Consider the following 22,124-nt stretch of genomic DNA (forward strand, 5'->3'; position numbering starts at 1 on the left):
AGTGCCACTTCGTTTTCGCTGCGGCGCGGGGTGTGCATATTACGCCTTCCCGCTTCAGAGTCAAGCGTTTAATTTGCTTTTCTCTGCTGACCCGGCGGCGTGTGTGCCGTTGTTCCGTGTCAGTGGAGGCGCATTATAGGGAGTTATTCTGAAGTGACAAGCACAAAATACAAAAAACTTTTCGTTCGCTCACTTTTCAAACTCCACGATTAAATACGCCGCGATTCGGGTGATAAATGCGCGATTTCCCGGGCAAAACTGCTCACCTGCGTCCAGTCGGTATAAACCACTTCTTTACGCGTATCGGTTTCACCGCCGGTCATTTTCATAATCAGCCGAATCATAAAGCGGTCATACCAGCGGTAGCGGGGATAACGCAGCGCCCCTGCAAAGACGGCACACAGGTCTGGCTGCCACGGCGAATTCAGCAAAAACTTGCGCGTGTAGCTGTTGGTCTGCGGTGTACGTTTTTCAGGTTTGCGGGCCACCAGATTGACCGAGTAGAACGCCCCGGGCAGCTTATTGAGCGCTGCCGTATGCTTTTTCACAAAGCGATCCAGCGCAGGATGGAAATGCCCGTAACGGATAGACGCCCCAATCACCACGCGGTCGTAATCCTGCCAGGCGATTTGCTCCGTACGGTTCAGGTTCACCACATCAGAGTAAATGCCCAGCTCTTGTAGTTCAGAAGCCAGATAAGAGGCAATCTCACGCGTTTGCCCGTCTCGCGTAGAGAATAGAATAAGTGTTTTCACCGACGACTCCTTACTCGCGCCAGAATGTTGGGGTGAACAGCACCAGCAGCGTAAAGACCTCAAGACGCCCAAACAGCATATTGGCGATTAGGATCCATTTCGCGACCGGGTTCATACTGGCAAAGTTATCCGCCACGACCCCCAGGCCAGGCCCGAGGTTATTAAGTGTTGCCACAACGGACGCAAAGGCAGAGAAATCATCCACCCCCGTCGCGATGATTGCCAGCATACTGACGATGAAGACCAGGGCATACGCCGAGAAGAACCCCCACACCGCTTCGAGAATACGTTCCGGCAGGGCACGGTTGCCCAGCTTGATGCTATAGACTGCATTCGGGTGAACCAGGCGTTTTAATTCACGGTTCCCCTGCTTGAAGAGCAGCAGAATACGAATCACCTTCAGGCCACCGCCCGTCGACCCTGCGCAACCACCAATAAATGCCGAGCACAGCAGCAGCACCGGCAGGAACAGCGGCCAGCGCGCAATGCTGTCCGTGGTAAAACCTGCGGTTGTCGCCATCGACACCACCTGGAAGAACGCCTGGTTTAGCGTGGTCAACGCCGAGTTATAGACATCATGGAACCAGAGCACCAGCGTACAGATGACCACCAGCGTGAGCTGGACGCCAATAAACATACGGAACTCCGGGTCGCGCCAGTACACCTTCAGGCTACGTCCGCTGAGTAATGAGAAGTGTAGACCGTAGTTACAGCCGGAGATCAGCAGGAAAATAGCAATAATGGTGTTGATCGTTGGACTATCAAAGTAGCCCACGCTGGCATCGTGGGTAGAGAACCCGCCGATGGCGATTGTCGCAAAGCTGTGCCCGATGGCATCGAACGCGGGCATACCGGCAAACCACAGCGCCAGCGCACAGGCAACGGTCAGTAAAACATAAATCAGCCACAGGGTCTTCGCCGTCTCGGCAATACGCGGGCGCATCTTGTTATCTTTCAGTGGCCCCGGCATTTCTGCCCTGTACAACTGCATGCCCCCGACGCCCAGGATAGGAAGGATGGCAACCGCCAGAACAATGATCCCCATACCACCGAACCATTGCAGCATCTGGCGATAAAAGAGAATGGCGTGGGGTAATGAATCCAGCCCAACCAGCGTAGTCGCGCCGGTAGTCGTTAAGCCGGAGAAGGATTCAAAAAAGGCATCCGTGATGCTCAGATTGGGCTGTTCAGAGAAAATAAAGGGCAGCGAACCGACGCTTCCCAGCACCGTCCAGAACAGCACCACAATCAGAAACCCTTCACGTGATTTCAGCTCACCTTTCTGACGACGGTTTGGCCACCACAGCAGCGAGCCAATCGCCAGCGCAACAAAGAAGGTCTGGGTAAATGCCCGCCCCGCGCCGTCCCGGTAGATAAGCGCCACCAGTCCTGGGAGAATCATCGTCCCGGAAAAAAGTATGACCAGCAGTCCAACGATTCGGGTTATGGCACGAAAATGCATCTCTGCCGCTTCCTTTGGTATTCAAAAAGTGAGGTGGGGATTATTCTTCAATCGGCAGCAATTGCAACGAACCGCGACTAAAATCCGCCAGTTTTGCCGAAAAAGCAGCCTGTTCAGCCTGAGGAAGCGCCACGCGCAATTGCACCATTGCCTGGTAATCACTGTGTGCAATCACACCGTTAAACTGTTTAAGCAGCGCTTCGACACCCGATAGCTGGGCGTAGTCGCACAACAAAGTATATTCGGTGAGTGGCGTTTTGCGGGTGGTGACCAACATATTAAGCGCCTGCTGTACGCCCCCGCCATACGCTTTCACCAGCCCACCGGTACCTAATAGAATGCCGCCGTAGTAGCGAACAACCACGGCGGTGATTTCACCCACGCCACTGCCCATGAGCTGGGAAAGCATAGGTTTACCGGCAGTACCCGCCGGTTCACCGTCATCAGAAAAACCCAGCTGCTGCGAATCGTCTGGCGGCCCGGCGACCCACGCCACGCAGTGGTGACGGGCGTCGGGATGCGCAGCGCGGACAGACTCAACAAACGCCTTTGCCGCCTCTACGCCATCGGTGTGTGCCAGCAGCGTAATAAAGCGGCTTTTCTTGATTTCTTCAACAAAGGTGACCGGCTCAGCCGGTATCAGCCAGCTTTCCATCAGGCCAGCTTCAGGTCTCGCGTCATATTCTCGATACCGTTCTCATGAATCACGACGTTATCTTCGATACGAATACCGCCAAACGGCTTCAGCGCGTCAATTTTTTCCCAGTTGAAGTGCTTGCTGAACTGACCTTCGCGCCATGGCGCTAACAGCGATTCGATAAAGTAGATCCCCGGCTCGATGGTCAGCACCATGCGCGGCTCAAGGATACGCGTGCAGCGCAGGTAAGGATATTTAGACGGCGCGGCGAGGTGCGTGCCGGTATCATCCTGCATAAAGCCCGCAACATCATGAACCTGCAGACCCAGCGGGTGGCCGATACCGTGCGGCATAAAGGGTCCGGTCAGATCGTTTTCAACCATCGCCTCTTCGCTCATGTCTTTCACGATCTGGTGTTTACGCAGCAGTTTAGCGATGCGCTGATGGAACTGGATATGGTAATCCACATAGCTGGTTCCGGCTTTCATGGTGCTGATAAGCGCCAGTTGCTCATCGTTAACGTCTTTAATCAGATGCGCAAAATCGGTATCCGCATTGGCCGCCCAGGTACGGGTCAGGTCAGCCGCGTAGCCGTTGTACTCTGCGCCTGCGTCCAGCAGGAAGCTGCGCATCTCAGACGGCACATGGTGATCCAGTTTGGTGTAATGCAGCACAGAGGCATGCTCATTCAGAGCGACAATGTTGCTGTAAGGCACATCGGTGTCACGGTGACCGGTCGCGGTGAGGTACGCCTGATTGATATCGAACTCGCTCATACCGGACTGGAAGGCTTCATGCGCTGCACGGTGACCATTCACCGCCGTTTTTTGCGCTTCACGCATGCAGTAAAGTTCGTAGTCGGTTTTATACGCGCGGTAATAGTGCAGGAAATCCAGCACTCCTTTGGGGTTGAGTTTGTCCGCCGGGATATCCAGACCCAGCGCACGCTCCGGGACCGGGCCAATGTAGGCAATATTGCCACGCGCGGCAGGCAACTGGCTGCCAATACCGTCGGCTTTTGGTAAAGCCATGACGTCCACTTCTTCTGTCCAGAAGCTGGTCGGCAGCGGCTCAACGTTGTGCCAGTAATCCACAGGCAGATAGAACCACAGTTTCGGCTTGTTCACGCCATCCACCAGCAACCAGCAATTTGGCACCTGTGTTACCGGCACCCAGGCTTTAAACTGCGGGTTAACCTTAAACGGATACGCATGGTCATCCAGGAAGGTATTCATCAGCTCGCCCGAGTGGATTAACAGCGCATCCAGCTTAAAGCGGGCAAGTACATCACGGGTACGTTCCTGTAGGGTAACGATATGATTTTTATAAAGCGAAGCCAGTGAGTCCATCATTCTTCCTTTCGTTTTTTTGACCTCAAGTCCTCGCATCTTAGCACACCTGTCTCCGGCTGCGTGATTTCCACCGACCGTGATCAATGCAGCAATTTCTTAATGAGTAATTTGCATTTTATTAACATAAATCCCACACTCCGACTCATCTGGTATGACCAGATCCACTTGCTGGATTCAGGAGACTGACATGCTCTACAAAGGCGACACCCTGTACCTCAACTGGCTGGAAGATGGCATTGCCGAACTGGTGTTCGATGCCCCCGGCTCAGTCAACAAGCTCGATACCGCGACGGTGGCCAGTCTTGGCCAGGCGCTGGATGTACTTGAAAAGCAAACTGATTTAAAGGGGCTGCTGCTGCGCTCGAACAAAGCGGCCTTTATTGTTGGTGCCGATATCACCGAATTTCTTTCACTGTTCCTGGTGCCTGAAGAACAGCTGAGCCAGTGGCTGCACTTTGCCAACAGCGTCTTTAATCGTCTGGAAGATCTGCCTGTCCCGACCCTTTCCGCCGTTAACGGCTACGCGCTGGGCGGCGGCTGTGAATGCGTGCTGGCCACCGACTACCGCCTCGCCACGCCGGATCTGCGCATCGGCCTGCCGGAAACCAAACTGGGCATTATGCCGGGCTTTGGCGGCTCCGTACGTATGCCGCGCATGCTGGGTGCCGACAGCGCGCTGGAAATTATTGCCGCAGGTAAAGATGTTGGCGCAGAGCAGGCGCAAAAAATAGGCCTGGTTGATGGCGTCGTGAAGCCAGAAAAACTGATTGAAGGCTCCCTCGCCATTCTGCGTCAGGCCATTAACGGCGATCTCGACTGGAAGGCCAAACGCCAGCCGAAACTGGAGCCGTTAAAGCTCAGCAAGATTGAAGCAGCCATGAGTTTCACCATCGCCAAGGGCATGGTGATGCAGACGGCGGGTAAACACTACCCGGCGCCGATCACGGCGGTGAAAACCATCGAAGCCGCAGCCCGCTTTGGCCGTGACGAAGCCCTGAAACTCGAAAACCAGAGCTTTGTCCCGCTGGCACATACCAATGAAGCTCGCGCACTGGTGGGTATCTTCCTCAACGATCAGTTCGTGAAAGGTAAAGCAAAACAGCTGACGAAAAACGTTGAGACGCCAAAACATGCGGCGGTACTTGGCGCTGGCATTATGGGCGGCGGCATCGCTTACCAGTCCGCCTGGAAGGGCGTGCCGGTGGTGATGAAAGACATCAACGAGAAATCCCTGACGCTGGGGATGACCGAAGCGGCCAAGCTGCTCAATAAACAGCTGGAACGCGGCAAAATTGACGGTCTGAAACTCTCAGGCGTGATCTCTACTATCCAGCCCGTACTGGAATACACCGGTTTTGACCGCGTCGATGTGGTGGTTGAGGCCGTGGTAGAGAACCCGAAAGTGAAGAAAGCGGTGCTGGCCGAAACGGAAGAGAAAGTGCGTCCGGAGACCGTACTGGCCTCTAACACCTCGACGATTCCGATTAGCGAGCTGGCAAGCGTCCTGAAGCGCCCGGAAAACTTCTGCGGAATGCATTTCTTCAACCCGGTGCACCGCATGCCACTGGTCGAAGTGATCCGCGGCGAAAAAACCTCTGACGACACCATCGCAAAAGTGGTGGCGTGGGCCAGCAAGATGGGCAAAACCCCGATAGTGGTCAACGACTGCCCGGGCTTCTTCGTCAACCGCGTACTGTTCCCTTACTTCGCTGGTTTCAGCCAGCTGCTGCGCGACGGCGCGGACTTCCGCAAAGTCGACAAAGTGATGGAAAAACAGTTCGGCTGGCCGATGGGGCCGGCGTATCTGCTGGATGTGGTTGGCATTGATACCGCGCATCACGCGCAAGCGGTTATGGCGGCGGGCTTCCCACAGCGCATGCAGAAAGATTATCGCGATGCGATTGACGCCCTGTTTGACGCCAACCGCTTTGGTCAGAAAAACGGTCTGGGCTTCTGGCGCTATAAAGAAGACAGCAAAGGCAAACCGAAGAAAGAAGAAGATCCGGCGGTGGATAGCCTGCTGGCCGGGGTTAGCCAGCCAAAACGTGACTTCACGGACGATGAAATCATCGCCCGGATGATGATTCCGATGATCAACGAAGTGGTGCGTTGCCTGGAAGAAGGCATTATCGCCAGTCCGGCAGAAGCCGATATGGCGCTGGTCTATGGTCTGGGCTTCCCTCCGTTCCACGGCGGCGCGTTCCGCTGGCTGGATACACTCGGCAGCGCCCGCTATCTCGATATGGTGCAGCAGTATCAGCACCTCGGCCCGCTGTATGACGTGCCGGAAGGGCTGCGTAATAAAGCGCGCCATAACGAATCCTATTACCCAGCAGTTGAGCCAGCCCGTCCGGTTGGCGAGCTGAAAACGGCTTAAGGAGTCACAATGGAAAAGGTTGTCATTGTTGATGCGATTCGCACCCCGATGGGCCGTTCAAAAGGCGGCGCATTCCGTAACGTGCGTGCAGAGGATCTCTCAGCGCAACTGATGCGTAGCCTGCTGGCGCGTAATCCGGCGCTGGATCCGGCTGCGCTCGACGATATCTACTGGGGCTGTGTGCAACAGACGCTTGAGCAGGGCTTCAACATCGCCCGCAATGCTTCGCTGCTGGCGGAGATCCCACATTCGGTGCCGGCAGTTACCGTCAACCGTCTGTGCGGCTCCTCAATGCAGGCACTGCATGATGCGGCGCGTATGATCATGACCGGTGACGCGCAGGCCTGCCTGGTCGGCGGCGTGGAGCACATGGGCCATGTGCCAATGAGCCACGGGGTCGATTTCCACCCGGGCATGAGCCGTAACGTGGCGAAAGCCGCAGGAATGATGGGCCTGACCGCTGAAATGCTGTCCCGCCTGCACGGAATTAGCCGTGAAATGCAGGATACCTTCGCCGCGCGTTCTCATGCTCGTGCATGGGCCGCCACGCAATCCGGCGCGTTTAAGAATGAGATCATCCCGACCGGCGGCCATGATGCTGATGGCGTTCTGAAGCAGTTCAGCTACGACGAAGTGATCCGCCCGGAAACCACCGTTGAAGCGCTATCCACCCTGCGTCCGGCGTTTGACCCGGTCACCGGTACGGTTACAGCCGGTACCTCGTCGGCGCTGTCTGACGGAGCGGCCGCGATGCTGGTAATGAGCGAAAGCCGCGCCCGCGAGCTGGGGTTAACGCCTCGCGCCCGGGTGCGCTCAATGGCGGTGGTAGGCTGCGATCCTTCTATCATGGGTTACGGCCCGGTTCCGGCCTCGAAGCTGGCGCTGAAGAAAGCGGGATTGACCACCAGTGATATCGACGTGTTCGAGATGAACGAAGCCTTCGCCGCGCAGATCCTGCCGTGCATTAAAGATTTGGGGCTGATGGAGCAGATCGACGAGAAAATTAACCTCAACGGCGGCGCGATCGCCCTCGGTCACCCGCTGGGCTGCTCCGGGGCGCGTATCAGCACAACGCTGATTAACCTGATGGAACGCAAAGACGCGCAGTTTGGTCTGGCAACGATGTGTATTGGGTTGGGTCAGGGTATCGCAACGGTGTTTGAGAGAGTGTAAGGCTATAACGTAGGCCCGATAAGCATCGCGCCATCGGGCTTTTGCCGGGAGGCGCTGCGCTTTCCCGGCCTACGAGAGGTACCTCGCCGCAAGTGACGCCATTTGCGAAGAGAGACAGTTTAGTTGCCGTTCTTCCCGCCTGTCAGGGGCGGGTTTTTTATTTAGATAAACGCAAAAGCATCGCCAAACAGACGATCTTCACGCGCATCTCGTTCGTTACAGAACAGGTCACGGGCAATTTTCGCCATCTCAAAGCGGCCAGCGATATAGATATCGTGCCCTGCCAGCGTGCCATGATCCTGTAGTACCGCCGTCAGCACTGTGCCGCTACGCCCACGCCAGCCCTCTTCCGGCTGCTCAACCACCGGTTCAACACGCAGGTTGGGATGGTTAACGCTCAGCGCTTCAAGCTCAGAGAGATCGTAGAGATGTTTCTCTTCGCGGCCACCCCAGTAGATAGTGATATCACGGTTCGGGTTACGCGCCAGGGCCGTCAACAGAATAGAGCGCACGTAGGAGAAGCCTGTACCACCGGCAATCAGGATCAGCGGACGGTCTTCATCGTCACGCAGCCATGCATCACCGTGTGGAATATCCACCACGATCTCGCGCTCTTTAAGAATGCGGTCCATGACGGCCATTGCATACAGGTTAAGCTCTGACGCACCAATATGAAGCTCAATAAATTCCTGCTCCGCTGGCGTTGAGGCCATAGAGAAAGGACGCTTATCACGTTCATCCATCACGACCATCAGGTACTGACCAGCACGGAAAGAGAATGCCGCTTCAGGCACTAAACGGACGCGATATACGGTGTCGGTGATAGCATCTACCGAGGTCACTTTACAGCTTAAGGTTGTCATTCGCTCTCTCTGTCGGGAAGTCTATAGGGCTTAACGGTCAGCCTGCGGTTTACCGTTATTCATTATGGCCAGTTCGTCCCAGATCGCGTCAATTCGCGCGGTCACAGCAGGATCTTTTTTGATCGGGCGACCCCATTCACGGTCGGTTTCGCCAGGCCATTTATTTGTGGCATCCAGTCCCATTTTTGAGCCAAGACCGGAGACCGGCGAGGCAAAATCCAGATAATCTATCGGCGTGTTTTCCACTAACACCGTATCGCGCGCCGGATCCATTCGCGTGGTAATGGCCCAGATAACATCATTCCAGTCGCGGGCGTTAACGTCATCATCGCAGACAATCACAAATTTGGTATACATAAACTGGCGCAGGAAAGACCATACGCCCATCATCACGCGTTTAGCGTGACCAGGATACTGCTTCTTCATTGTGACCACCGCCAGGCGATACGAGCATCCTTCCGGCGGCAGATAGAAATCAACAATTTCCGGGAACTGCTTTTGCAGGATCGGCACAAACACTTCATTCAGCGCCACACCCAGTACTGCAGGTTCATCCGGTGGACGTCCGGTATAGGTGGAGTGATAAATCGCATCTTCACGCTGGGTAATGTGCGTGACGGTAAACACCGGGAAGTTATCCACTTCGTTATAATAGCCCGTGTGGTCACCGTACGGGCCTTCGGGTGCCAGCTCGCCCTGTTCAATGTAACCTTCCAGGACAATCTCTGCACTCGCGGGCACTTCGAGGTCGTTAGAGATACACTTCACGACTTCCGTTTTGGTGCCACGCAGCAGTCCTGCAAAGGCATATTCAGAGAGTGTATCCGGCACTGGCGTTACCGCGCCCAGAATGGTGGCGGGGTCGGCCCCTAACGCAACTGAGACCGGAAAACGCTCGCCCGGGTGTGCAGCGCACCACTCCTGGAAATCCAGCGCGCCGCCGCGATGCGACAGCCAGCGCATGATGAGCTTATTCTTGCCAATCAGCTGCTGGCGGTAAATACCCAGATTTTGACGCTCTTTATGCGGCCCGCGTGTGACGGTGAGCCCCCAGGTAATGAGTGGCGCGGCATCTTCAGGCCAGCACTGCATGATCGGGATTTTGGTCAGATCTACCGCATCCCCTTCCAGCACTTTCTGCTGGCACGGCGCACCGCGCAGACGTTTGGTTGGCATGTTCAATACCTGCTTAAACTGCGGCAGCTTGTCGAACAGATCGCGGAAGCCTTTCGGTGGCTCCGGCTCTTTCAGAAACGCCAGCAGTTTACCCACTTCACGTAACGCCGTGACGTCCTCCTGGCCCATGCCCAACGCCACACGGCGAGGGGTTCCAAACAGGTTGCACAGCACCGGCATTGAATAACCCTTCGGGTTTTCAAACAGAAGTGCCGGGCCACCGGCACGCAGGGTGCGGTCAGCAATTTCTGTCATTTCCAGATAAGGATCGACAGGAAGCGTAATGCGTTTGAGTTCGCCCTGCTTTTCCAGCAGCGTCAGGAAGTCGCGGAGATCGTGGTATTTCATGCAGTTAATCATGGCCTCTCTGTAAGCGCTTCATTATACGGCGTAAGCCTGCGTGATGCTGTAATTTTGTTAAATTAGCGTGAACTTCTGCATCCTGTTCCCTTTTCGGCCATTATAATCAACTTAGCGATCCCGCCAGGGTTTTGATATGCTTGCGCCCGAAACTAAGGGAAAGAGTGATTATGCAGGCCTGGTATTTACTGTATTGCAAACGCGGGCAACTTCAGCGCGCGCAGGAACATTTAGAACGTCAGTCTGTAAATTGCCTGACACCCGTGATCACGCTTGAAAAAATGCAGCGCGGGAAGCGCACAACCGTCAGTGAGCCGCTATTTCCGAACTATTTGTTCGTGGAATTCGACCCGGAAGTGATCCACACCACCACCATCAGCGCCACGCGCGGCGTCAGCCATTTTGTTCGTTTTGGTGCGCACCCGGCAACGGTGCCATCGACGGTGATCCATCAGCTTTCGGTTTATCAACAACCTGAAGATATTACCGACCCGGAAACCCCGTACGCGGGAGACAGTGTCGTCATCACCGAAGGTGCCTTCGAAGGCCTGCAGGCGATTTTCGCCGAGCCGGACGGTGAAGCACGCTCCATGTTATTGCTCAATCTGCTTAATAAGCAGGTGCTACAGAGCGTGAAAAACACCGACTTCCGCAAAGTTTAAAAATCAATGCCAAACAGGCGACGCACGTTGTCATCCGTCTGCGTAGATAACCCGTGCGGATCCTCTCCGCGCCACTGCGCCACGCTCGTAACAATATGCCCCAGCCATGCCGGTTCGTTACGTCGCGATGCCGGTTTTGGTTTGATATCACGCGGCAATAAATAAGGCGCGTCGGTTTCGAGGAGCAACCGGTCGGCCGCGATCACCGGCAACAGTTCGCGAAGCTCCAGCCCACGGAGCTCATCGCACACCCAGCCGGTAATCCCCAAATAAAGCCCACGATCCAGACAGTCCAGCGCCTCCTGACGTGAACCGGTAAAACAGTGCAACACCGCGCCTGGCAGTTTATCCAGCCAGGGATCCAGCAGCGCGAGGAAGCGCTCATGCGCATCGCGACAGTGCATAAACACCGGCATTTCAAGCTCGGCCGCCAGGGCAAGTTGCGCCGTGAATGCTTTTTCCTGCTCGGCAGGGGTGGAAAAATTGCGGTTGAAATCGAGCCCACATTCCCCGATAGCCACCACTTCGGGGGTTTTCGCCAGCCTGTGAATGATATCAGCGCTCTCCAACGTCCACTGGCTGCTGTCATGAGGATGCACGCCCGCGGTAGACCAGCAACGGTCGTAGCGTTGGGCCAGCTGTTGCGCCTGCTCGCTTTCATGCAGGTTGGTGCCTGTCAGCAACAGTCCTTTTACGCCAGCGGCAAACGCGCGCCCCACGACGTCATCGCGATCTTTCGCAAACTGTGAACTGGTCAGGTTAAGTCCAATATCAAACATGCAATTCCCCATATGACAACCGCCCTGACGGGCGGCTGGTTTTACTCTTCAGTGCTCTTTTCAGAGACGTCGTCTTCGTCCTCTGACCGACGCCCTTTCCCCACATAGAAACGTGAGAAGAAGACGCCTACCTCAAACAGACAGTACATCGGTATGGCCAGCAGCGTTTGCGAGAAGACATCGGGCGGCGTCAGCAGCATGCCGACCACAAATGCGCCGACCAGAATATACGGACGCTTTTTACGCAGGTCTTCTGGTGTGGTTACACCCACCCAGCAAAGCAGCACAATCGCAACCGGCACTTCGAACGCCACGCCGAATGCCATAAACAGCGCCATCACAAAGCTGAGGTAGCTGGCAATATCGGTCGACACCTGTACCCCTTCCGGCGCGGTATGCGTCAGGAAGCCAAAGGCCAGCGGGAAGACAACAAAATAGGCAAACGCCATGCCGATATAGAACAGCAGCGAGCTGGAGACCAGCAGTGGGATCACCAGTTTGCGTTCATGCTTATACAGAGCGGGCGCCACAAACGCCCAGATCTGATACAGCAGGATGGGTGCAGAAGCGATCAACGATACCCAGAACGTGAGCTTAATGGGCGTAAAGAACGGCGAAGCAACGTCCGTCGCGATCATCGTTGCGCCCAGCGGCATCTGCTTTATCAGCGGCGCGGAGACAACCTGGTAGATGTCATTGGCGAAATAAACCAGGCATAAGAAAATAACGAAAACCGCAATAATGCAGTTTAACAGGCGCTTACGCAGCTCTATGAGGTGCGTAATGAGCGGTTGAGTATCATCTACTGCCATGTTTACGCTTTATCACTCGACGAGGGGGATGATTCGGTAACAGGCGCGGCGGGCTTTGCTTCAGCCGCGTTGACCACAGGGTCTTCCGGCTGCGCCTGTTTTTTCAGTTCAGGTTCCTGCGGCGTATGTTCAGGCGCGGTGGCCTGATGCTCCGCGCTGGCAGGCGTTACGCCCTCGCGCTGCGCTTCACTATTTTTCACCACCGGGTTATGGATGGTGTTCGCTTCATCGCTCGCTTTTTCAGGATCGTTAACGCTGTAGGAGCGCTTCATGGATTCTGCCGCTTCGCGCAGTTCATCCATGGAGGCTTTCAGTTCCGGCGTCAGGTTATCCATGCTCGCCTTCTCAACCTTTTTCAGGCTTTCCTGAAACTCCTGCAGCTTAAGTTCCTGCGCCAGCTCGTTCTGTACGGTGGATGCCAGCGAACGAAGCGCACGCACCCACCCCACAACCGTTTTTACTGCAACGGGTAAACGCTGTGGCCCCAGCACGATGAGGCCAATCACAAAGACCAGCAGCAGCTCACTAAAACCAATGTCGAACACGACTTACACCTGCTCTTTATCGTGGCGTTTAGCGTCTTCCTTTTTGGCATCTTCTTGCTTGTCGGAGATGGATTTAGCAGTAAAGTCAGCGTCCTGGCTGGTTTTATCCTGCTTGCTCTCATCATCGCTCATTGCTTTCTTGAAGCCTTTGATAGACGCGCCCAGATCGGAACCGATAGAACCGAGCTTTTTGGTGCCAAACAGCAGCACGACGATGACGGCAATAATGACTAATTGCCAGATACTGATACCACCCATACATATTCCTCAGAGATAGATGATTAATTAGTCAGACCGCATTATACGTATGCGACCTGGTGATAGCGATGCCTGTTCAGCGCGTCTTTCTCCAGCCAACGAACCAGACCACTATTCCGGCAGCCATTAGCCAGGCGGGCATCATCTGCCAGTCCGGACGGTTGATTAACAACAACGTACCACTGAGCAGCAGGGTTGCGCCAATGCCAAACAGATAGCGAGACTGGCCCTGGCGTACGCGGTTCGACTGAAGCTCGTGGGCGATTTTATCCATGCTGAGCTGAAGGTTCTTGCTCTGACGCAAACTGTCATACACCAGTTCAGGAAGTTCCGGCATTTTTTCAACCCAGAACGGGGCTTTCTCTTTGAAAGCTCGTACCAGAGCCGGAATGCCAACCTGATCCTTAATCCAGGATTCCAGGAACGGTTTCGCGGTCTTCCACAAGTCTAACTGAGGATAGAGCTGTCGACCTACACCTTCAACGTAAAGTAATGTTTTCTGAAGTAAAACAAGCTGTGGCTGCACTTCCATATTGAAGCGGCGAGCGGTGTTAAACAGATTCAGCAACACGTGACCGAACGAGATTTCTGCCAGCGGTTTTTCAAAAATCGGTTCACAGACGGTACGGATGGCAAACTCAAACTCTTCGACATTGGTGTCCGGCGGAACCCAACCTGAGTCAACGTGCAGTTCAGCCACTTTACGGTAGTCACGATTAAAGAAGGCGATAAAATTCTCCGCCAGATAACGCTTATCTTCTTTATTGAGCGAGCCGACAATACCGCAATCAATGCCGATATATTGCGGGTCGTCCGGATGCTCATAGCTCACAAAGATATTGCCCGGATGCATGTCTGCGTGGAAAAAGCTGTCGCGGAAGACCTGAGTAAAGAAGACCTGTACGCCACGTTCAGCCAGCAGCTTCATGTTCGTTCCCTGTTTCTCCAGGGCCACGACATCCGAGACGGGAATACCGTAAATACGTTCCATGACCATCATGTTCTGGCTGCAATAGTCAGAATAGACTTCAGGAACATACAGCATCGGGCTGTTTTCAAAATTGCGCCGTAGCTGAATGGCGTTTGCCGATTCGCGCAGCAGGTTTAGTTCATCGATCAGCGTTTTTTCATATTCCCGTACCACTTCCAGCGGGCGCAGGCGGCGTCCGTCAGGGAGCAGACGCGGAACCCAGCGCGCCAGACGATAGATAAGCTTCATGTCCGCTTTGATGATCGGCAGAATATCCGGGCGGATAACTTTGATAACGACTTCTTTGCCATTCTCTTTCAGACGCGCGGTGTGCACCTGGGCAATGGAGGCAGAAGCCAGCGGCTGAATGTCGAAATCGTCGAACCAGGTCTCAACAGGAATATTGCCCATCGCCTCTTCGATCTGTTTTTTCGCGCGCACGCCGTCAAACGGGGCCACGCGATCCTGCAGCAGTGCCAGCTGATCGGCAATCTGGGGCGGGAAAAGATCGCGACGGGTCGAGAGCATTTGGCCGAATTTAATCCATACCGGGCCCAGCTCCTGTAGCGCCAGACGCAGGCGTTCACCCAGCGGCTGTCCTTTGTGGCGATTAGGCATCCAGAACAACATCCGCCGCCAGATACGAAGCGGCAGCGTGATACGCATTTTGGGGATAAGCTCGTCGAGCCCGTAACTCAAAAAGGTGTGGACGATAAAATAGAGGCGCCGAATTTCACCAGGCGTCATTTGCCCTCCAGTTTTTCCAGCCGTTTGGTTAACGCATCAACCGCACGTTCAACAGCCGCAGTCTCTTCCGCGAACCAGGCCACTTCCAGCGGTCCGGGGGCCATACGCCACTCTTCAGTCAGCACTTCTGCCGCATAGCGCTGCTGACGTTGCAGGCTTTTACGCAGGAAGGCGGTACCACCATGCAGGGCTTTGCCGATCCCTTCCGCTGCAATGTCGCCAATAAATGGGGCAAGCAGTTCCGCCGGGTCGAACTCGGCCAGATCGCTGAGCGCAACGAAATTTTGTACAACCTGAATGTCGCCTTCCACTTCCAGCTCACCGCTGCGGATCAGCGCCGTCAGTTGCTGGCGGTCACGCAGTTTTGGCAGCACGCTCATGCGCGTGATGACAGAGCAGTCGGCGTCTCCTTCCCACTCCCCCAGAACATCAAGCTGGCGTTCGCTGAAGACCAGCACAAGCGGCGTCGAGAATTCTTTTAAAACGATCCGCAATACCTTCCCGTTAAGTCGCTGCCGCGCGGCTTTTAGCGCTGGCGCACGATAGAGAAAGGCATTCAGTACATTCTCGATGCCTGCGGTGACTAAGGGTTTAAAGGGCACAGGACACCTCCACTCAGAACTTATAACCGCGATGCAGTGCGACGACACCCGCCGTCATGTTGAAATACTCAACGTTTTCAAACGCCGCATCCTGCATCATGGCCTTCAGGGTGTCCTGATCCGGGTGCATGCGAATGGATTCCGCCAGATAGCGGTAGCTTTCTGCGTCGTTTGCCACCAGTTCGCCAATACGCGGCAGAACATGGAATGAATAGGCGTCGTAGGCTTTGCTCAGTGGCTCGATAATCGGTTTGGAGAACTCAAGCACCAGCAGACGTCCGCCCGGCTTCAGCACGCGATACATTGAGCGCAGCGCTTTTTCTTTATCGGTGACGTTACGCAGGCCAAAAGAGATAGTGATGCAGTCAAAGGTGTTATCCGGGAACGGCAGCGCCTCGGCGTTTGCCTGCACATATTCCACATTCCCCACCACGCCAATGTTACGCAGCTTCTCACGCCCCATTTTCAGCATGGAGTCGTTAATATCAGCCAGAACAACACGCCCGGTTTCACCCACCAGACGGGAGAATTTCGCGGTCAAATCGCCCGTGCCGCCGGCAAGGTCCAGTACCGTTTGTCCACGACGCACACCGCTACAGTCGATGGTGAAGCGCTTCCACAAGCGATGAATGCCGAATGACATCAAGTCATTCATCACATCGTACTTCGCCGCCACGGAATGAAATACGTGGGCCACCATGTCAGCTTTCTGCGCTTTGGCGACAGTCTGAAAGCCAAAGTGCGTTGTGTCTTGTGAATCGTCAACCATCTCAGAGCCTGCTTATCAGTAAAATGTTCGTGAAGTGTAACAGATTGGGCGCGTTTGCCCTACGTTTCAACCACCACGTGAGAAACGCGCCAGATGCGGGTCTGGCGATAACTCTGCCGCTAACTCGTTGTCTTCACTGTCTCTCTTTTGTCCATCAGCGCCTTCGCGCAGGCGAAACTCTTCGTCCTGTGCCGTGGCTTGCTCAACCAGTTCCGGATTAATCTCGCGTTTAACCTCCACCCCCAGGCCGCGGAAGGCTTCGGCTTGCGCCAGCAGATTACCCCGCCCGGAGGCGAGTTTTTTCATCGCCTGGCGGTAGTTGTCCTGCGCGCGGTCCAGGCTTTGCCCGACCGAGGACATATCATCCACAAAGAGGCGCATTTTGTCGTACAGCTTGCTGGCGCGATCGGCAATCTGCTGCGCGTTGCGGCTCTGATGTTCATAGCGCCACAGGTTGGCAATGGTGCGTAACGCCACCAGCAGCGTGGTGGGGCTGACCAGCATAATGTTGTTTTTCAGCGCTTCAGTTATCAGTTCCGGCTGTCTGTCGAGTGCCAGCAGAAAAGCAGGCTCTACCGGGATAAACATCAGAACATAGTCAAGCGAGCGCAAACCCGGCAACTGCTGATAGTCTTTTTTGCCCAGCAGACGAATATGGTTCCGCACGGAGGCAATGTGCTCCTGCAACGCCGATTCGCGGGTGTAGTCATCCTCCGCGTTGAAGTAACGCTCATAGGCCACCAGCGTCATTTTGGCATCAATCACCACATCTTTACCCTGCGGCAGACGCACAATGACATCTGGCTGCATTCGCGAGCGGGCATCGTTTTCTATGCTGACCTGGGTTTCGTATTCATACCCTTCGCGCAGTCCAGAGGCTTCCAGCACCCGCGTGAGAACGACTTCACCCCAGTTACCCTGCGTTTTGTTATCCCCTTTCAGGGCGCGGGTCAGGTTGACCGCTTCCTGCGCCATTTGTGCATTCAACTGCTGCAGATTACGAATTTCGTGTGCCAGGGTGTGCCGCTCGCGGGCCTCCTGACCAAAGCTGTCCTGCACCTGACGACGGAAACCGTCCAGTTGCTCACGCAGAGGCGTCAGGAGACTGTTCAGACTCTGGCGGTTTTGTTCGTCAACGCGGCGGTTGCTGTGCTCAAAAATGCGGTTCGCGAGATTCTCAAACTGTTCGCTGAGGCGCTGCTCGCTGTTCATCATCTGGCGGATTTTGTCTTCCGCATGCAGTTGAGTGGATTCCAGGCGGGTCGTTACTTCACGGAGATCGGCTTCCAGTGAGGTGTTGATATCACGCAGATTGCGCAGTTCGTTGTTGAGTAACTCGCACTCGTCTCGCCAGTGTTCACTCAGCGCAAGTTGCTGTTTTGTCGCGCTTAACTCGGCGACTATCTCTTCACGCTCTGCCAGCTGATCGGCCTTTTGCTGCGCGTGCTGATAGCTGGAAATCAGCCAGCCTATCGCCACGCCCGCGAGCGCAATCACCGCGTAAATCAGAATTGAGAGATCCACAATGCCCCCTGCATCAACGTATTACCGCACAAAATAAGATTGTGCTGTATAAACGTCCAGTTTGAAAGGGTTTTCCTGCGAGGCGCTACGCAAAAAATAAAGGCCGAACGTGTCGGCCTTTGATGTCAGAAGAGAGGATTAGATCAGACGACGGGCCGCTTCAACCACGATTTTTACCGCATGACTTTCGGTTTGTTTCATGGTTTCGGCGTTCGGGATTTCCTGCTGGGTACGGTTGACGATTACCCCCGCCACCATACCGGCACGCAGACCCTGGCTTGCGCACATGGTCAGCAGCGTTGCAGATTCCATTTCATAGTTCATCACGCCCATAGACTGCCACTCTTCCATAGAGCCTTTAAAACGGCTCACCACACGGCCAGAGAAGGTGTCGTAACGCTCCTGACCCGGGTAGAAGGTATCCGACGAGGCGGTTACGCCCACGTGCGTGGTTGCGCCAACGGATTTCGCTGCTTCAACCAGCGCCGTCGTACATTCAAAATCGGCAACCGCCGGGAATTCCATTGGTGCAAAGTGCAGACTCGCCCCGTCCAGACGCACGGACGCGGTAGTCACCAATACATCACCCACGTTGATATGCGGCTGGATCGCACCAGTCGTCCCGATACGCAGGAACGTCCGGATGCCCAGCTGCGCCAGTTCTTCAACGGCAATGGAGGTAGATGGGCCACCGATACCGGTAGAGCACACAATCACGGCCTTACCATCCAGCTCTGCACGCCAGGTGGTGAATTCACGATGGGCTGCCAGCTTAACCGGCTTATCCATCAGCGCGGCGATCTTTTCCACACGCTCAGGATCGCCCGGGACGATCGCAAGCGTAGCCCCTTGTAAATCGTTTTTGGTGAGGCCGAGATGAAAAACATCAGACTTAGACATAGGTGACTCCTCTGTGGGTCGGTTAGTCAGAAGAAGTAAAACGGTACTTTACAGAAGCGATACGCATAATTTCGTGACACATCTCACCATGAATGAAAATGATTGCAGTAGATTTCCATAAAAAAGTGATTTACATCACATTAACAAGTTATATCGTGGTGTGCTGCACAAAAGATAGACCGTTTAAGGCACTGTGGGTTGTTAACCTGGTGTCTATATTTACCTTTGCGCTAACTCATTGGTACGGAGAATGCCATGACTGAAAAAACCGGTTTTGCACCTGCTGCGGCTCCGCATGCCTCAACCATCGTCTCAACGCCTGAAGACGCCATTACGGCGGGAGAGACCTCCATTCCCTCGCAGGGGGAAAATATGCCTGCTTACCACGCGCGACCAGCATCGGCAGACGGTCCGCTGCCGATCGTGATTGTGGTTCAGGAAATTTTCGGCGTTCACGAACATATTCGCGACCTCTGCCGCCGACTGGCGCTGGAAGGTTACCTGGCCGTTGCGCCAGAGCTCTATTTCCGTCAGGGCGATCCGAACGACTACAGCGATATCCCAACGCTTTTGAGCAACCTTGTCAGTAAAGTGCCGGATGCACAGGTGCTGGCCGATCTGGATCATGTTGCCAACTGGGCGGCGCGTAACGGCGGTGATGCGCATCGACTGATGATAACGGGGTTCTGCTGGGGCGGACGCATTAGCTGGCTGTATGCCGCGCACAATCCGCAGCTGAAAGCTGCTGTGGCCTGGTACGGTAAACTGGTGGGCGAAAAAACGCTGAACTCGCCAAAACATCCGGTTGATATCGCCACAGACTTAAATGCCCCGGTGCTGGGACTGTACGGTGGTCAGGACACGGGTATTCCACTCGATACGGTAGAGACCATGCGCCATGCGCTACGCGCGGCGAATGCGAAGGCCGACATTGTCGTGTACCCGGATGCCGGACACGCGTTTAATGCCGATTATCGCCCGAGCTATCACGCGGAATCAGCCAAAGATGGCTGGCAGCGGATGCTGGCGTGGTTTAGCCAGTACGGCGGCAAGAAAGCGTAAACATACAAGCCCGGTGGCGGCGATGCCTTACCGGGCTACATAATGGGATCGACTCTATCTTAACCCTGACGCAAATTCTGCGCCGCTTTCACCATATTCGCCAGCGCCGCGCGGGTTTCAGGCCAGCCGCGGGTTTTCAGACCGCAGTCAGGGTTCACCCACAGGCGTTCTGCCGGAATGCGCTGGGCGGCTTTCTTCAGCAGGGCTTCGATCCACTCCACGCTCGGCACGTTCGGGGAGTGAATGTCATATACGCCCGGCCCGATTTCGTTCGGGTAATCGAACTCTTCGAATGACTCCAGCAGTTCCATATCTGAACGCGAGGTCTCGATGGTGATCACGTCGGCATCCAGTGCGGCAATGGAATCCATGATGTCGTTAAATTCGCAGTAACACATGTGGGTGTGGATCTGGGTGTCGTCCTTCGCCACTGCGGCATTGATGCGGAACGCTTCCACACCCCACTGCAGGTAGGCGTCCCAGTCGCTGCGACGCAGCGGTAATCCCTCGCGCAGGGCCGGTTCGTCAATCTGGATGATGCCAATGCCCGCCGCTTCCAGATCCGCCACTTCATCGCGCAGCGCCAGCGCAATTTGCCTGGCGATGGTTTCACGGGTCACGTCCTCACGCGGGAAGGACCAGCAAAGAATGGTCACCGGACCGGTCAACATGCCTTTTACCGGCTTGTCGGTCAGGGACTGGGCATATTTAGCCCATTCGACGGTGATCGGGTGCGGACGGCTGACGTCGCCGATCACCACCGGTGGTTTTACACAGCGGGAACCATAGCTCTGTACCCAGCCGTTTTGGGTAAAGACGAAACCGTCTAGATGTTCACCGAAGTACTCCACCATGTCGTTACGCTCTGCCTCCCCGTGAACCAGCACGTCCAGGCCTAAGCGCTCCTGCTCCACAATCGCCTGTTTGATATGTTCCGCGATGCCGGTGCGGTAGTTGGCCGCATCAAGGTTGCCCTTTTTGAAGTCCAGGCGCAGGCCGCGGATCTCGGTAGTTTGCGGGAAGGAACCGATGGTGGTGGTTGGCCACGCAGGCAAGTTGAAACGGGCGCGCTGGGCTTCTGCACGCATTTCATAGGGGCTTTGACGCTGGCTGTCCTGCGCGGTGATAGCCGCCAGACGTTTTTCCACCGCCGGGTTGTGAACGCGAGACGAATGACGACGGGCCTGAATCGGAGCGCTCCATTCGGTAATCGCCGCCGTGTCACCGCTGTTCAGGGCGTCACGCAGCAGAGTCAGCTCTTCACATTTCTGCAAGGCAAAGGCAAACCAGCTTTTCACTTCCGCATCCAGGCGGGTTTCAACGCTGAGATCGATAGGGCTGTGCAGCAGTGAACACGAAGAGGCCACCCATAGCTCACGTTTGCCGACGATGTCTTTAATTTGAGCATATTTTTCTGTCAGATCGGCGCGCCAGACGTTACGACCGTTCACCAGCCCGGCAGAGAGCAGCCACTCCGCTGGCAGGCGCTTGTGCAGTTCTGCAACATCATCTTTTCCATGCACCAGGTCAACGTGCAGGCCCTGCACTGGCAATTTGTTGATGGTACCGAGGTTCGGCGTCACACCTTCAAAGTAGGTGGTAAGCAGCAGCTTCACCTGCCCGGTCAGTGCATCGTAAGCCGGTTTGAAGGCATCGAGCCACGCTTGCGGCAGTTCGAGCACCAGTGCCGGTTCGTCGATTTGCACCCACTGAATACCGCGTTTGCCCAGCTCAATCAGCACCTGTTTGTAGACCGGCAGGATATCCTTCAGCAGGCTCAGACGATCGAACGGCTCGCCTTTGACTTTTCCTAACCACAGGTAGGTCACTGGCCCCAGCAGCACCGGTTTCACCTGGTGCCCCAGTGCCAGCGCTTCGTCCACTTCATCCAGCAACTGGGTCCAGGTCAGTTTGAACTGCTGACCTTTAACAAACTCCGGCACCATATAGTGATAGTTGGTGTTAAACCACTTGGTCATTTCCGCCGCTGCCGCTGGCTCACCGGTTGGCGCACGGCCACGGCCGATGCGGAACAGCGTGTCGATATCTACCGATCCATCGTTGTTCTGATGACGAGCCGGGACATTGCCAAGCAGCAGGCTGGTCGTCAGAACATGGTCGTACCAGGCGAAATCGCCCACCGGCAGCAGGTCTACGCCCGCCTGTTTTTGCTGCTCCCAGTGGCGGGCACGCAGTTCGCGGCCCACTGCCAGCAGCTCTTCACGCGTGGTGTTTCCTGCCCAGTAGCTTTCTTGTGCTTTTTTTAGCTCGCGACGAAGGCCAACGCGAGGGAAACCGAGAGTGTGATTGCGGATTGTCATGTCATGCCCCTTGTGAAA

At 55.3% G+C, this 22,124-nt stretch carries 20 protein-coding genes; 4 read left to right on the forward strand and 16 right to left on the reverse strand.

The genetic code is table 11. From position 1 onward, the window contains the following. Window positions 1–209 precede the first annotated feature (209 nt). Genes hemG through pepQ form a run of 4 tightly spaced genes read right to left on the reverse strand, consistent with a single transcriptional unit; the run spans window position 210 to window position 4,203 of the window. Entirely contained in the window at window positions 210–755 is a 546-nt protein-coding gene (hemG, locus tag VF709_RS21365) for a menaquinone-dependent protoporphyrinogen IX dehydrogenase (RefSeq protein ID WP_013099226.1), read from the reverse strand. Window positions 756–765: 10 nt separating this feature from the next. Then, window positions 766–2,217, reverse strand: coding sequence for a Trk system potassium transporter TrkH (gene trkH / locus VF709_RS21370; RefSeq protein WP_013099227.1), 1,452 nt, complete (start codon window positions 2,215–2,217; stop codon window positions 766–768). 40 nt (window positions 2,218–2,257) lie between these two features. Next, complete coding sequence (locus VF709_RS21375) at window positions 2,258–2,872, reverse strand: IMPACT family protein (protein WP_013099228.1); 615 nt, start codon at window positions 2,870–2,872, stop codon at window positions 2,258–2,260. Next, window positions 2,872–4,203, reverse strand: a complete 1,332-nt coding sequence (gene pepQ, locus VF709_RS21380; RefSeq protein ID WP_013099229.1) for a Xaa-Pro dipeptidase — start codon at window positions 4,201–4,203, stop codon at window positions 2,872–2,874. The genes VF709_RS21375 and pepQ overlap by 1 nt, the downstream gene beginning before the upstream one ends. 190 nt (window positions 4,204–4,393) lie before the next feature. Here pepQ and fadB point away from each other — a divergent pair, with 190 nt between their 5' ends. Then, the gene (gene fadB, locus VF709_RS21385) at window positions 4,394–6,583 is read left to right on the forward strand and encodes a fatty acid oxidation complex subunit alpha FadB (protein ID WP_149896986.1); all 2,190 of its coding nucleotides are present in this window, start codon (window positions 4,394–4,396) and stop codon (window positions 6,581–6,583) included. 9 nt (window positions 6,584–6,592) lie between these two features. Continuing rightward, window positions 6,593–7,756 (forward strand): acetyl-CoA C-acyltransferase FadA, encoded by a 1,164-nt coding sequence (gene fadA / locus VF709_RS21390; protein ID WP_149896985.1) that lies wholly within the window; start codon window positions 6,593–6,595, stop codon window positions 7,754–7,756. A 161-nt stretch (window positions 7,757–7,917) separates the two neighbouring features. Here the strand turns inward: fadA and fre are convergent, their stop codons facing one another. Further along, a complete protein-coding gene (gene fre / locus VF709_RS21395; protein ID WP_013099232.1) occupies window positions 7,918–8,619 on the reverse strand; it encodes an NAD(P)H-flavin reductase in 702 nt (233 codons plus the stop codon). 30 nt (window positions 8,620–8,649) lie between these two features. Further along, the gene (ubiD, locus tag VF709_RS21400; RefSeq protein WP_161496900.1) at window positions 8,650–10,152 is read right to left on the reverse strand and encodes a 4-hydroxy-3-polyprenylbenzoate decarboxylase; all 1,503 of its coding nucleotides are present in this window, start codon (window positions 10,150–10,152) and stop codon (window positions 8,650–8,652) included. Window positions 10,153–10,325: 173 nt separating this feature from the next. Here ubiD and rfaH point away from each other — a divergent pair, with 173 nt between their 5' ends. Then, complete coding sequence (gene rfaH, locus VF709_RS21405) at window positions 10,326–10,817, forward strand: transcription/translation regulatory transformer protein RfaH (RefSeq protein WP_013099234.1); 492 nt, start codon at window positions 10,326–10,328, stop codon at window positions 10,815–10,817. Here rfaH and tatD read toward each other — a convergent pair. From tatD to udp, 9 genes are all read right to left on the reverse strand, one after another. Beyond that, window positions 10,814–11,596, reverse strand: a complete 783-nt coding sequence (tatD, locus tag VF709_RS21410; protein ID WP_149896984.1) for a 3'-5' ssDNA/RNA exonuclease TatD — start codon at window positions 11,594–11,596, stop codon at window positions 10,814–10,816. The two genes, rfaH and tatD, sit on opposite strands and share 4 nt — an antisense overlap. A gap of 41 nt (window positions 11,597–11,637) precedes the next feature. Continuing rightward, a complete protein-coding gene (gene tatC, locus VF709_RS21415; protein ID WP_013099236.1) occupies window positions 11,638–12,408 on the reverse strand; it encodes a Sec-independent protein translocase subunit TatC in 771 nt (256 codons plus the stop codon). Window positions 12,409–12,410: 2 nt separating this feature from the next. After that, entirely contained in the window at window positions 12,411–12,953 is a 543-nt protein-coding gene (gene tatB / locus VF709_RS21420; protein WP_023621768.1) for a Sec-independent protein translocase protein TatB, read from the reverse strand. Window positions 12,954–12,956: 3 nt separating this feature from the next. Then, on the reverse strand, window positions 12,957–13,211 hold the full coding sequence (gene tatA, locus VF709_RS21425) for a Sec-independent protein translocase subunit TatA (RefSeq protein WP_013099238.1): 255 nt from the start codon (window positions 13,209–13,211) through the stop codon (window positions 12,957–12,959). 76 nt (window positions 13,212–13,287) lie between these two features. Beyond that, entirely contained in the window at window positions 13,288–14,928 is a 1,641-nt protein-coding gene (ubiB, locus tag VF709_RS21430; RefSeq protein ID WP_020688734.1) for a ubiquinone biosynthesis regulatory protein kinase UbiB, read from the reverse strand. Beyond that, the gene (ubiJ, locus tag VF709_RS21435) at window positions 14,925–15,530 is read right to left on the reverse strand and encodes a ubiquinone biosynthesis protein UbiJ (RefSeq protein WP_029883134.1); all 606 of its coding nucleotides are present in this window, start codon (window positions 15,528–15,530) and stop codon (window positions 14,925–14,927) included. Before ubiJ ends, ubiB begins: the two co-directional genes overlap by 4 nt. Window positions 15,531–15,543: 13 nt before the next feature. After that, the gene (ubiE, locus tag VF709_RS21440) at window positions 15,544–16,299 is read right to left on the reverse strand and encodes a bifunctional demethylmenaquinone methyltransferase/2-methoxy-6-polyprenyl-1,4-benzoquinol methylase UbiE (protein WP_013099241.1); all 756 of its coding nucleotides are present in this window, start codon (window positions 16,297–16,299) and stop codon (window positions 15,544–15,546) included. A 66-nt stretch (window positions 16,300–16,365) separates the two neighbouring features. Continuing rightward, on the reverse strand, window positions 16,366–17,823 hold the full coding sequence (gene rmuC / locus VF709_RS21445) for a DNA recombination protein RmuC (protein WP_149896983.1): 1,458 nt from the start codon (window positions 17,821–17,823) through the stop codon (window positions 16,366–16,368). Between the two features lie 138 nt (window positions 17,824–17,961). Then, the gene (gene udp / locus VF709_RS21450) at window positions 17,962–18,723 is read right to left on the reverse strand and encodes a uridine phosphorylase (RefSeq protein WP_003860792.1); all 762 of its coding nucleotides are present in this window, start codon (window positions 18,721–18,723) and stop codon (window positions 17,962–17,964) included. Between the two features lie 255 nt (window positions 18,724–18,978). Here udp and VF709_RS21455 point away from each other — a divergent pair, with 255 nt between their 5' ends. Then, complete coding sequence (locus VF709_RS21455) at window positions 18,979–19,785, forward strand: dienelactone hydrolase family protein (RefSeq protein ID WP_013099243.1); 807 nt, start codon at window positions 18,979–18,981, stop codon at window positions 19,783–19,785. 59 nt (window positions 19,786–19,844) lie between these two features. Here the strand turns inward: VF709_RS21455 and metE are convergent, their stop codons facing one another. After that, window positions 19,845–22,106 carry a 5-methyltetrahydropteroyltriglutamate--homocysteine S-methyltransferase gene (gene metE / locus VF709_RS21460; RefSeq protein WP_440232294.1) on the reverse strand — a complete coding sequence of 754 codons (2,262 nt, stop codon included), beginning with the start codon at window positions 22,104–22,106 and terminating at the stop codon, window positions 19,845–19,847. Window positions 22,107–22,124 lie beyond the last annotated feature (18 nt).

This window comes from Enterobacter sp. Lyrl_3 (assembly GCF_051948675.1).
In the GTDB taxonomy this organism is placed as follows: Bacteria; Pseudomonadota; Gammaproteobacteria; order Enterobacterales; family Enterobacteriaceae; genus Enterobacter; species Enterobacter cloacae.

Excerpts from the sequence above, each read along its gene's own strand:
- ubiB (WP_020688734.1), bottom strand. The coding sequence starts at position 14,928 with ATGACGCCTGGTGAAATTCGGCGCCTCTATTTTATCGTCCACACCTTT.
- fre (WP_013099232.1), bottom strand. The coding sequence starts at position 8,619 with ATGACAACCTTAAGCTGTAAAGTGACCTCGGTAGATGCTATCACCGAC.
- udp (WP_003860792.1), bottom strand. The coding sequence starts at position 18,723 with ATGTCTAAGTCTGATGTTTTTCATCTCGGCCTCACCAAAAACGATTTA.
- tatD (WP_149896984.1), bottom strand. The coding sequence starts at position 11,596 with ATGTTTGATATTGGACTTAACCTGACCAGTTCACAGTTTGCGAAAGAT.
- fadA (WP_149896985.1), top strand. The coding sequence starts at position 6,593 with ATGGAAAAGGTTGTCATTGTTGATGCGATTCGCACCCCGATGGGCCGT.
- metE (WP_440232294.1), bottom strand. The coding sequence starts at position 22,106 with ATGACAATCCGCAATCACACTCTCGGTTTCCCTCGCGTTGGCCTTCGT.
- tatC (WP_013099236.1), bottom strand. The coding sequence starts at position 12,408 with ATGGCAGTAGATGATACTCAACCGCTCATTACGCACCTCATAGAGCTG.
- tatA (WP_013099238.1), bottom strand. The coding sequence starts at position 13,211 with ATGGGTGGTATCAGTATCTGGCAATTAGTCATTATTGCCGTCATCGTC.
- rfaH (WP_013099234.1), top strand. The coding sequence starts at position 10,326 with ATGCAGGCCTGGTATTTACTGTATTGCAAACGCGGGCAACTTCAGCGC.
- fadB (WP_149896986.1), top strand. The coding sequence starts at position 4,394 with ATGCTCTACAAAGGCGACACCCTGTACCTCAACTGGCTGGAAGATGGC.
- ubiE (WP_013099241.1), bottom strand. The coding sequence starts at position 16,299 with ATGGTTGACGATTCACAAGACACAACGCACTTTGGCTTTCAGACTGTC.
- pepQ (WP_013099229.1), bottom strand. The coding sequence starts at position 4,203 with ATGGACTCACTGGCTTCGCTTTATAAAAATCATATCGTTACCCTACAG.
- VF709_RS21375 (WP_013099228.1), bottom strand. The coding sequence starts at position 2,872 with ATGGAAAGCTGGCTGATACCGGCTGAGCCGGTCACCTTTGTTGAAGAA.
- VF709_RS21455 (WP_013099243.1), top strand. The coding sequence starts at position 18,979 with ATGACTGAAAAAACCGGTTTTGCACCTGCTGCGGCTCCGCATGCCTCA.
- trkH (WP_013099227.1), bottom strand. The coding sequence starts at position 2,217 with ATGCATTTTCGTGCCATAACCCGAATCGTTGGACTGCTGGTCATACTT.